This window comes from Flavobacterium sp. (assembly GCF_024305175.1).
Classification (GTDB): domain Bacteria; phylum Bacteroidota; class Bacteroidia; order Flavobacteriales; family Flavobacteriaceae; genus Flavobacterium.
In genome coordinates this window covers 20,026-29,496 of record NZ_JAMWYY010000036.1, presented here as the reverse complement: position 1 = coordinate 29,496, position 9,471 = coordinate 20,026, and the positions used below count along the sequence as shown (strand labels likewise).

Below are 9,471 nucleotides of genomic sequence, written 5' to 3'. Positions count from 1 at the left end.
GTTAAAAACTGTAGTCTTAGCCGATATCGATAATTTTCATAATTATAACATAGTATATAGTTATGAAAAAGGAAATACTGTTTTGAATAGTATTGATTCCATGATTAACCAATTACCATTCTTGCAGAAAAATTATAATCTAAGGGGGGATGAATTTATGTTTACTTTTAATGGAGATTTCGAAAATGTTAAAGCGTTGGTTTTTGGATTGTTACAAATTGTTTGGGATGAGTTAGAGGTAACACTATCGGTGGCGGTTACTACAATACCAAACGATTATCCAATGGAAGTAGTTTACCAGATTCTACAGAGGAACTTATTAAAGGTCAAAATTCATGGTAAAAATAAAATTTGTTATTGCTAATGAGATATGCACTTATAGATAATTCAACACTCACGGGGATTCAGAGGCTATTGGGAGAAATTATAGTTAAAAATAAATATATAGTTGACAATGATATTTTAGCATTTGAAAATTATATACAAGCAATATTGTTTTATGATGAAATACTTTGTATCGATGATTATAAAGAAGAATATAGGTACAATAGGATTAATTATTTTCCAAATATTAGATTCATTTCTAAATCTTATTTTAATTATGACCAATTTGTAACAAGTGCTAATGATATTACTCACGATATTTCCTTGTCAATAAAGTCTGGCAAAATATCGGATACAGATTTTAAAGAATATTTTGAAGGACTGCATATGAACTTTCAATTTACTTGGGATATGTCTTCAAGCAAATTTTTTTTAACACAAAAGATGCTTTTAGGGAATTCTATCTTAAATCATGAACATTTTTCAGTTTTACATTCACTTTTATTTAAAGAAAATAATGAGCAGTATGAGGTGCAACTACCTTTAAACACAAAAAAACCAGTATTGTTTGATAAATATGGTAATGAATTAGATGTAGATTTAGAAACAGGAAAAGTTTTGAATTCTATTGACGGCGAAGGTGTTTCAAAGCAATTTCAAGCATTAGTTTCTAGCTTAAACTGGATATCTCAGAGAACCGCGTTTTATACTTTGACAGCTGAATATTTATATTCAGATTTAATTTTACAACCGATAAGACAGTCTTTTCTGCAAAATATTATTCGAAGAATATATCCTTCTTACAATTTAGGGGTTTTTGGTAGTTTTTTCAATTCTGTAAATCAAATGTCAAAGCAATCTTTAAATAATATTCTAAATGAATCTCAGAATTTTGGATTGGCATTCGATGTGCCCTTGTTTGCGGCATATTTTGCAAAAAAAACAGGTAATCCCCTAGAGATTATACCGGCTGCTTTAAATGAGAGAAATAATAAACATTTTGTCGAAGCTCGGAATAAACTCAGAGAGTTAAATCTTATGGCAGATGATGGGAAAAGAAAAAAGTTTACCAAAGAGATTAATTTATTGATTTCAGATTTAAATAATTGCTTCTCAAAAATTGAGAATAAGTATGGATTAGGTCAGGGGCAAGGGGTTGGCTTAAGTCAATTAAAATTTTTGTGGAGCTGGATTCCGATTGTAGGCTCGGTTAGCATACCTAAAGAACTTGATATAAGAATCAAACAATTAGAATTTATGAAAGATATCGCACCTAGAAAAGGTCTAAATGCTGTTTACAGAAATGTTGTCGAGGATTTACTTGAATACGATAATATTGGTAAATACAAAGATATATTAACAAGCAAAGTAAATTTCGATGAAAAAGCTGTCTCTTATGGTATAAAAACTGAAGATCCAAGATACGTAAAGGCATCGTCTTATTGGAAAAAACCAATGTAATTTGCCCAATTCCATAAAATCTATACCTTTGCCACCGCAATCCCGCCGATAGGGGTTGCACGACATACTGAAAAATAATTTCTTACTTAAATTGTGATAGCATGCAACTGTATAACACTTTAAGCGCAGAAGAAAGGGCCGCCCTTATTGAGGAAAGCGGCAAGCAGCGCCTTACGCTGTCTTTCTACACCTACGCCAACATTACCGACCCACAACAATTTCGCGACGAACTTTTCCTGGCATGGAACAAACTGGATGTACTCGGGCGCATTTATGTAGCCAAAGAGGGTATTAATGCCCAGCTTTCGCTCCCTGCCGATAACTTTTACGAGTTTAAAGACCATCTGGAAAGTTACGACTTTATGAAAGGCATTCGCCTTAACGTGGCGGTAGAGCAGGACAACCTGTCGTTCCTTAAGCTAACGGTTAAAGTCCGCAATAAAATTGTAGCCGACGGCCTTAACGACGAAACGTTCGACGTAACCAATAAAGGCATTCACCTGAAAGCAAAAGAGTTCAATACCCTGCTGGATGACCCTAATACAATTGTGGTAGACTTCCGTAACCATTACGAAAGCGAAGTGGGCCACTTTAAAGGCGCCATTACCCCTGATGTAGATACCTTCCGCGAGTCGCTGCCGATAATTGAAGAACAGCTTAAAGACCATAAAGAAGATAAAAACCTGCTTATGTACTGTACGGGCGGGATACGCTGCGAAAAGGCTTCGGCATTTTTTAAGCACAAAGGCTTTAAAAATGTTTACCAGCTTGAGGGCGGCATTATAGAATATACCCGCCAGATTAGGGAAGAAGGTATTGAAAGCAAGTTTATAGGTAAAAACTTTGTGTTCGACCATCGTTTGGGCGAGCGCATTACCGAGGATATTATTGCACAGTGCCACCAGTGCGGCAAGCCGTGCGACACGCACACCAATTGTGCTAATGAGGCGTGCCACCTGCTGTTTATTCAGTGTGAGGAGTGTGCCGCCACTATGGAGGGCTGCTGCTCTACCGAATGTGTGGAAGTAATACACCTTCCGGAAGAAGAGCAAAAGGCAAGGCGCAGGGGCATTATGAAGGGTAACCAGGTTTTTAAGAAAGGGAAATCGGCGGCGCTTACCTATAAAAAGTCGGGAGAGGCTATTGGCGATACGCTGCTTGCAGCCGCGCCAAAAGTAAAGCAGGTGCGCAAACGCGAAAGGAAAATACTTATCGGCAAAGCGGAGCATTATTATACAAAAGCAGGCGTGGGGCAGTTTGCCGCCTGCGCCGAAATTAAAACCGGCGACCGCATTCTTATCGCCGGGCCTACAACCGGCAGGCAGGAGCTTGTAGTAGAGGGTATGCGCGTAAACGGTCAGCCGGGCGATATAGCCCAAAGCGGGGACAAGGTTACTATAAATGTGCCGTTCCGCGTAAGGTTGTCAGATAAGCTGTACAGGCTGCTGGATTAGTATCTGCACATTAAATTGATACCGTATAAAGCCCCTGCCGCAAGGCGGGGGCTTTTTTTATTCCCGCTGAAAGCGTAAGGTAATATAAGTTGTGGTAAGCAGTTATAAATCAAGAGGCAAACGCCTGATTGCGTGGGCTTTTGCATTTTCGGCTTTTAACATAAAAAAATACTATCTTTACCCACTTAAACGTTATTGACAACAGAGTAGCGGCTACGGCCGCGACCACTATATATATTTAAAATTATGGCATGTACAAATTGTTCTACGGGTTCTAAAGACGGAACGCCCAGAGGATGTAAAAATAACGGGACCTGCGGAACGGACAGTTGCAATAAGCTTTCGGTTTTCGACTGGCTGAGCAACATGAGCCTTCCCGGGGGCCAGGCACCTTTTGATTGTGTAGAGGTGCGCTTTAAAAACGGACGTAAAGAGTTTTACCGCAATACAGAGAATTTAACGTTAAGCATAGGTGATATTGTAGCTACAGAGGCTTCTCCGGGGCACGATATCGGTATTATAAGCTTAACCGGCGAGCTGGTTAAGATACAGATGAAAAAGAAGGGGGTAAACTCTGAAGGCGAAGTGCCCAAGCTGTACCGCAAAGCAAGCCAGAAGGACATTGACGTGTGGCGCGAGGCACGAGAGCGCGAAGAGCCGATGAAGGTTACAGCACGTGAGCTTGCCATACGCCTTAACCTTGAAATGAAAATATCGGATATTGAGTTTCAGGGAGATGCCAGCAAAGCTACGTTTTATTATACTGCAAATGACAGGGTCGATTTCCGACAGCTTATTAAAGATTACGCGCGCGAGTTTGGCATCAGGATAGAAATGAAGCAGGTGGGCTTCCGCCAGGAGGCTTCACGCCTTGGTGGTGTGGGCTCTTGCGGGCGCGAGTTGTGCTGCTCTACCTGGCTTACAGATTTCAGGAGTGTGAATACTTCGGCGGCGCGCTACCAGCAACTTTCATTAAACCCCCAAAAACTGGCAGGGCAGTGCGGTAAGCTTAAATGCTGCCTTAATTATGAGTTAGATACTTATCTTGATGCTATTAAGGGCCTTCCGGATCTTGATACCAAATTATATACCGAGAAAGGCGATGCCTACTGCCAGAAGGTAGATATCTTTAAAGGGCACATGTGGTTTGCCTATGCTAATGATACCGCACACTGGCACATGATCTCTGCCGATCAGGTTAAGGAGATTATAGAACTTAACAAAAACAGGCAAAAAGTAGCTTCGTTAGAAGATTTTGTGCTTGAGGTGGCCTCATCTGAAGAAGAAGTTGAAAAGAACTTCCAGAATGCCGTGGGGCAGGACAGCCTTACGCGCTTTGATAAGCCCAAGCGCCGCAAAAAGCCGGGCAATAAAAACAAGAAATATCCCGTTACAGCAGAGCCGGGTAATAAAGAAGACAGGCCTGCAAGAGAAAAACAGAACAGGGACAGCAACGGCAACAATGACAATATTATAAAACCGGCAAAAGAAGGCGGCAGGCCACAGGGCGGCGGTAAAAATAAAAAGTTCAGGAACAAGAATAATAATAACCCTAAAAAGCAAAATCCGGGGAATGAAAATAAGGCATAGCATTTTTTTATTTGCGGCTTTACTGCTGTTTTGCTCGTGCGATAAAAAGCGCGTATTTGATGAATATAAGGAGTTTGATGGAACCTGGAATAAAGACAGCATAGTATCTTTTGAGTTTGAGCAGCAGGATACCGTAAGGTTGTATAACATGTTTATCAACATCAGGAATAATAACGATTACCCGTTCAGTAACCTGTACCTTATTGTAGAAATGCAGGAGCCGGGAACGGATGTTACCCAGGTTGATACGCTGGAGTACCAGATGGCTGAAGCCGATGGCACACTTTTGGGAGAAGGTATGACGGATATTAAAGAAAGCAAGCTCTGGTATAAAGAAAAGCAGCGTTTCCCCACACCGGGCAAGTATAAGGTAAACATACAGCAGGCGGTAAGGGAAGCAGGCCAGGTACCGGGCGTACAGGAGCTTGAAGGAGTTATGGAAGTTGGATTTCGCATAGAGACTACAGAATAATACAATGGCAACAAATAAATCAAATAATACTGAAGGCAATACATTTTTTAAATACATAAAAATGTTTTGGACAATATTCATTGTCGGCTTTATATCGGTAATACTTTTTTTCCTTTTGGCGTCATGGGGTGCCCTGGGGCACATGCCATCTTTTGACCAGTTGGAGAACCCTGACAGTAATGTGGCAACAGAGATTATTTCTTCTGACGGGGTTACCATCGGTAAATTTTACCTTGAAAACCGTACTCCGGTTAAGTATGCCGATTTGCCACAGCACCTTGTGCAGGCACTGGTAGCTACCGAAGACGAGCGTTTTTACGACCATAGCGGTATTGATGCCCGCGGCACGCTAAGGGCAGTATTTACACTTGGTGGCAGCGGTGGTGCCAGTACCATTACCCAACAGCTTGCAAAAAACCTTTTTCATGGTGAGGGTTCTAAGAATATTATAGAGCGTATTATACAAAAAGGTAAAGAATGGGTTATAGCGGTAAGGCTGGAAAGGCAATATACCAAGCAGGAAATCATTGCTATGTACCTCAATACGGTAGATTTTGTAAATAATGCGGTGGGAATACGCTCTGCGGCTAAAACCTATTTCGGTAAAGAGCCCAAAGACCTTACGGTAGAAGAGTCGGCTATCATAGTGGGTATGCTTAAAAATCCGTCACTTTATAACCCAGCAAGGGAATCAAGACGTGAAATTGTTACCGACAGGCGTAACACCGTATTAGGCCAGATGGTGAAGAACGGCTTTATAAAACCCGAGGTTAAAGATAAATTAAAAGACAAGGCTTATAAGCTAGATTTTAACCCTGAAAACCACAATGAAGGTATAGCTACTTATTTTAGGGAATACCTGCGCGACTTCATGAAAAAATGGGTTAAGGAACACCCGAAAGAAGACGGAAGCGAGTATGATATATACCGTGACGGCCTTAAAATATATGTTACGTTAGATTCGCGCATGCAAAAATATGCTGAAGAAGCGGTACAAGACCACCTTGCAAACCTTCAGGAAGAGTTTTTTATAGGGCAGAAGAAAAATGAAAATGCACCATTTGTAAGGATATCTGAAGATGAAACCAAGCGGATACTCGACCGTGCCATGAAGAACAGCGAACGCTGGAGGATAATGAGCGAAGCCGGTAAAAGCGAGGACGAGATACGTGCATCATTCAACAAAAAGACAGAAATGCGTGTGTTTAGCTGGAAAGGCGAACGCGATACCATAATGACCCCATTAGACTCTATACGCTATTACAAGCACTTCCTTCAGGCAGGGCTTATGAGTATGGATCCTGAAACCGGACAGGTTAAGGCATGGGTGGGCGGTATAGACCACAAGCACTTTAAGTACGACCACGTAGAGCAGGGTGCAAGGCAGGTAGGCTCTACCTTTAAGCCTTTTGTATATGCCACCGCCATAGAGCAGTTGCACTATACACCTTGTGATACTATTATAGATTCACCATTTAGCATGCCTAAAGGTAAATATGGTATTGATGCCGACTGGCACCCGCAAAACTCAAACGGGAAGTTTGAAGGCCCGGTTACGCTAAAATATGCACTGGCACATTCTATAAATACCGTTTCTGCCAAACTGATAGACCAGGTTGGACCTAAAGCGGTGGTTGATCTTACCAAGAAACTGGGAATAACATCTAATATACCGGAACAGCCTGCAATAGCGCTTGGTGCTGCCGAAATTACTGTAAGGGAAATGGTGGCGGCCTACAGTACCTTTGCCAATAAGGGTATGTACATTAAGCCAATGGTTATTACCCGGATAGAAGATAAGAATGGGGTAGAGCTTTTCCGCAATGCTCCTGTAACACGCGAGGTAATAAGTAAAGATGTGGCCTATGCCGTAATAAAACTGCTGGAAGGCGTAACCGAAACAGGTTCGGGCGGAAGGCTGAGATGGGGCGGTGCCGGAGGCACAGGCTATCACCGTATGACGGGTTATCCGTATGCCCTTACTAACCCTATAGCCGGTAAAACGGGAACAACACAAAACCAGAGCGATGGCTGGTTTATGGGCATGGTACCTAACCTGGCAACAGGTGTGTGGGTAGGTAACGAAGACCGTTCCGCACACTTTAAGAGCCTTACCTATGGGCAGGGCGCTACCATGGCATTACCGATATGGGGTATTTTCATGAAAAAGTGCTATGCAGACGATAACCTCAACGTTTCCCAAAAACCGTTTGAGCGGCCTGATAATCTTTCTATTAAAGTAGATTGCTGGAAGCCTGCCGTGAAAGACACCACCGATGTGGAACTGGAGATAGATGAATTTAACTTTTAATAGTAAGCGCCTTCAAAAGAAGGCGTTTTTTTATATATTTATACGCGAAAATTAAAATTAATTGTATGATTAATAAAAAAACACAAAACGTTGAAGAAGCGCTTAAAGGTATAGAAGATGGCATGACCATTATGCTGGGCGGTTTCGGGCTTTGCGGTATTCCCGAAAACAGCATAGCCGAACTGGTTAGGAAGAATGTAACTAACCTTACCTGTATATCTAACAATGCAGGAGTTGACGATTTTGGGCTTGGGCTGCTTTTGCAAAAAAAGCAAATCAAAAAAATGATATCATCATACGTGGGCGAGAATGCCGAATTTGAAAGGCAGATGCTTAGCGGCGAGCTTGAAGTAGAGCTTACGCCACAGGGCACACTTGCCGAGAAATGCCGCGCCGCACAGGCAGGAATACCCGCATTTTATACGCCTGCCGGTTATGGTACAGAAGTAGCTGAAGGAAAAGAATCGCGCGAATGGAACGGCAAGATGCACATACTGGAAGAAGCTTATAAAGCCGATTTTGCCATAGTTAAGGCATGGAAGGGCGATGAGGCAGGAAACCTTATATTTAAGGGCACTGCACGTAATTTTAATGCGTGTATGGCGGGTGCTGCAAAAATTACCATTGCAGAGGTGGAAGAATTAGTCCCGGCAGGTGAGCTTGACCCGAACCAGATACACATACCGGGTATTTTTGTACAGCGCATTTTTAAAGGCGAAAAGTATGAAAAAAGGATAGAACAACGCACTGTGCGTAATAGATAGTTATTTGAAAATTCGCTGATTTGAAAATTTGAAGATGAGAAATGACAGGCAAAATTTAATCGTAGATCTTACATTTCAGTTTGCTCTTAAAATTATTGCATTTGCCGAAAAACTCAAAGAAGCGAAGAAATATGAAATGGCCTCACAGGTATTCAGGAGCGGCACATCTATCGGAGCCAATACAAAGGAAGCTCAGAATGCCGAAAGTAAGGCTGATTTTATTCATAAGTTTAAGATAGCAGCGAAAGAAGCTGATGAAGTATATTACTGGCTGGAGTTGTGTAAATCATCAGAACACCTTCCGGATCCGGATGAACAAATTTTTAAAGATTTAAATTCTATATTATCTTGATAATTACAAAGATTATAGCTTCCAGTAAAGCAAAGTAATCTTCAAATCATCAAATTTTCAAATCATCAAATAGTATTATGTTAGGAAAAGAGCAAATAGCAAAACGTATAGCAAAAGAAGTAAAAGACGGTTACTATGTAAACCTTGGGATTGGTATTCCTACCCTTGTGGCAAATTATGTACGCGACGATATTTCAGTTGAATTCCAGAGTGAGAATGGTGTTTTAGGTATGGGGCCGTTTCCTTATGAAGGCGAAGAGGATGCTGACATAATCAACGCAGGTAAGCAAACTATAACAACATTACCCGGCGCGTCATTCTTTGATTCGGCGCTTAGCTTCGGTATGATTCGCGCCCAAAAGGTTGACCTTACCATACTCGGGGCTATGGAAGTAGCTGAGAATGGTGATATTGCCAACTGGAAAATTCCGGGAAAAATGGTAAAAGGAATGGGCGGCGCTATGGATTTAGTGGCTTCTGCCGAGAATATCATTGTGGCAATGATGCACGTTAACAAAGCAGGCGAAAGCAAGCTGCTGAAGCGCTGCACACTGCCGCTTACAGGTGTTGGCTGCGTAAAGAAAGTGGTAACAGAGCTTGCCGTGCTTGAAATTATACCGCAAGGCTTTAAACTGTTGGAGCGTGCGCCGGGTGTAACCGTAGAAGACATAAAAAAGGCTACCGAAGGAAATCTTATTATAGAAGGCGATATCCCTGAAATGGTTATCGATTAGTGCACTACT

9 protein-coding genes are annotated in these 9,471 nt (G+C 41.7%); all 9 read left to right on the top strand.

Going from position 1 to position 9,471, the window contains the following annotated elements; genetic code table 11:
• Positions 1-364, top strand: a 364-nt coding sequence (locus Q0K96_RS09930) for a hypothetical protein (protein WP_297333838.1), incomplete at its 5' end; no start/stop codon positions are given.
• Complete coding sequence (locus tag Q0K96_RS09925) at positions 364-1,785, top strand: hypothetical protein (RefSeq protein WP_297333837.1); 1,422 nt, start codon at positions 364-366, stop codon at positions 1,783-1,785. The genes Q0K96_RS09930 and Q0K96_RS09925, both read left to right, overlap by 1 nt.
• Positions 1,786-1,886: 101 nt before the next feature.
• Entirely contained in the window at positions 1,887-3,239 is a 1,353-nt protein-coding gene (locus tag Q0K96_RS09920; RefSeq protein ID WP_297333836.1) for a rhodanese-related sulfurtransferase, read from the top strand.
• A gap of 246 nt (positions 3,240-3,485) precedes the next feature.
• The gene (ricT, locus tag Q0K96_RS09915; RefSeq protein WP_297333835.1) at positions 3,486-4,829 is read left to right on the top strand and encodes a regulatory iron-sulfur-containing complex subunit RicT; all 1,344 of its coding nucleotides are present in this window, start codon (positions 3,486-3,488) and stop codon (positions 4,827-4,829) included.
• The gene (locus Q0K96_RS09910) at positions 4,813-5,301 is read left to right on the top strand and encodes a gliding motility lipoprotein GldH (RefSeq protein WP_297333834.1); all 489 of its coding nucleotides are present in this window, start codon (positions 4,813-4,815) and stop codon (positions 5,299-5,301) included. Before ricT ends, Q0K96_RS09910 begins: the two co-directional genes overlap by 17 nt.
• A gap of 4 nt (positions 5,302-5,305) precedes the next feature.
• Positions 5,306-7,612, top strand: a complete 2,307-nt coding sequence (locus Q0K96_RS09905; protein ID WP_297333833.1) for a PBP1A family penicillin-binding protein — start codon at positions 5,306-5,308, stop codon at positions 7,610-7,612.
• Positions 7,613-7,677: 65 nt separating this feature from the next.
• Positions 7,678-8,376 (top strand): CoA transferase subunit A, encoded by a 699-nt coding sequence (locus tag Q0K96_RS09900; RefSeq protein WP_297333832.1) that lies wholly within the window; start codon positions 7,678-7,680, stop codon positions 8,374-8,376.
• A 34-nt stretch (positions 8,377-8,410) separates the two neighbouring features.
• Positions 8,411-8,728 (top strand): four helix bundle protein, encoded by a 318-nt coding sequence (locus tag Q0K96_RS09895; RefSeq protein ID WP_363317241.1) that lies wholly within the window; start codon positions 8,411-8,413, stop codon positions 8,726-8,728.
• Positions 8,729-8,805: 77 nt separating this feature from the next.
• Positions 8,806-9,462: a CoA transferase subunit B gene (locus Q0K96_RS09890; RefSeq protein ID WP_297333831.1), complete on the top strand. Its 657-nt coding sequence runs from the start codon at positions 8,806-8,808 to the stop codon at positions 9,460-9,462.
• Positions 9,463-9,471 lie beyond the last annotated feature (9 nt).

What these genes read in the sequence shown, in the direction of transcription:
- Q0K96_RS09895 (WP_363317241.1), top strand. Translation starts at nt 8,411, where the DNA reads ATGAGAAATGACAGGCAAAATTTAATCGTAGATCTTACATTTCAGTTT.
- Q0K96_RS09925 (WP_297333837.1), top strand. Translation starts at nt 364, where the DNA reads ATGAGATATGCACTTATAGATAATTCAACACTCACGGGGATTCAGAGG.
- Q0K96_RS09920 (WP_297333836.1), top strand. Translation starts at nt 1,887, where the DNA reads ATGCAACTGTATAACACTTTAAGCGCAGAAGAAAGGGCCGCCCTTATT.
- Q0K96_RS09900 (WP_297333832.1), top strand. Translation starts at nt 7,678, where the DNA reads ATGATTAATAAAAAAACACAAAACGTTGAAGAAGCGCTTAAAGGTATA.
- Q0K96_RS09890 (WP_297333831.1), top strand. Translation starts at nt 8,806, where the DNA reads ATGTTAGGAAAAGAGCAAATAGCAAAACGTATAGCAAAAGAAGTAAAA.
- Q0K96_RS09905 (WP_297333833.1), top strand. Translation starts at nt 5,306, where the DNA reads ATGGCAACAAATAAATCAAATAATACTGAAGGCAATACATTTTTTAAA.
- ricT (WP_297333835.1), top strand. Translation starts at nt 3,486, where the DNA reads ATGGCATGTACAAATTGTTCTACGGGTTCTAAAGACGGAACGCCCAGA.
- Q0K96_RS09910 (WP_297333834.1), top strand. Translation starts at nt 4,813, where the DNA reads ATGAAAATAAGGCATAGCATTTTTTTATTTGCGGCTTTACTGCTGTTT.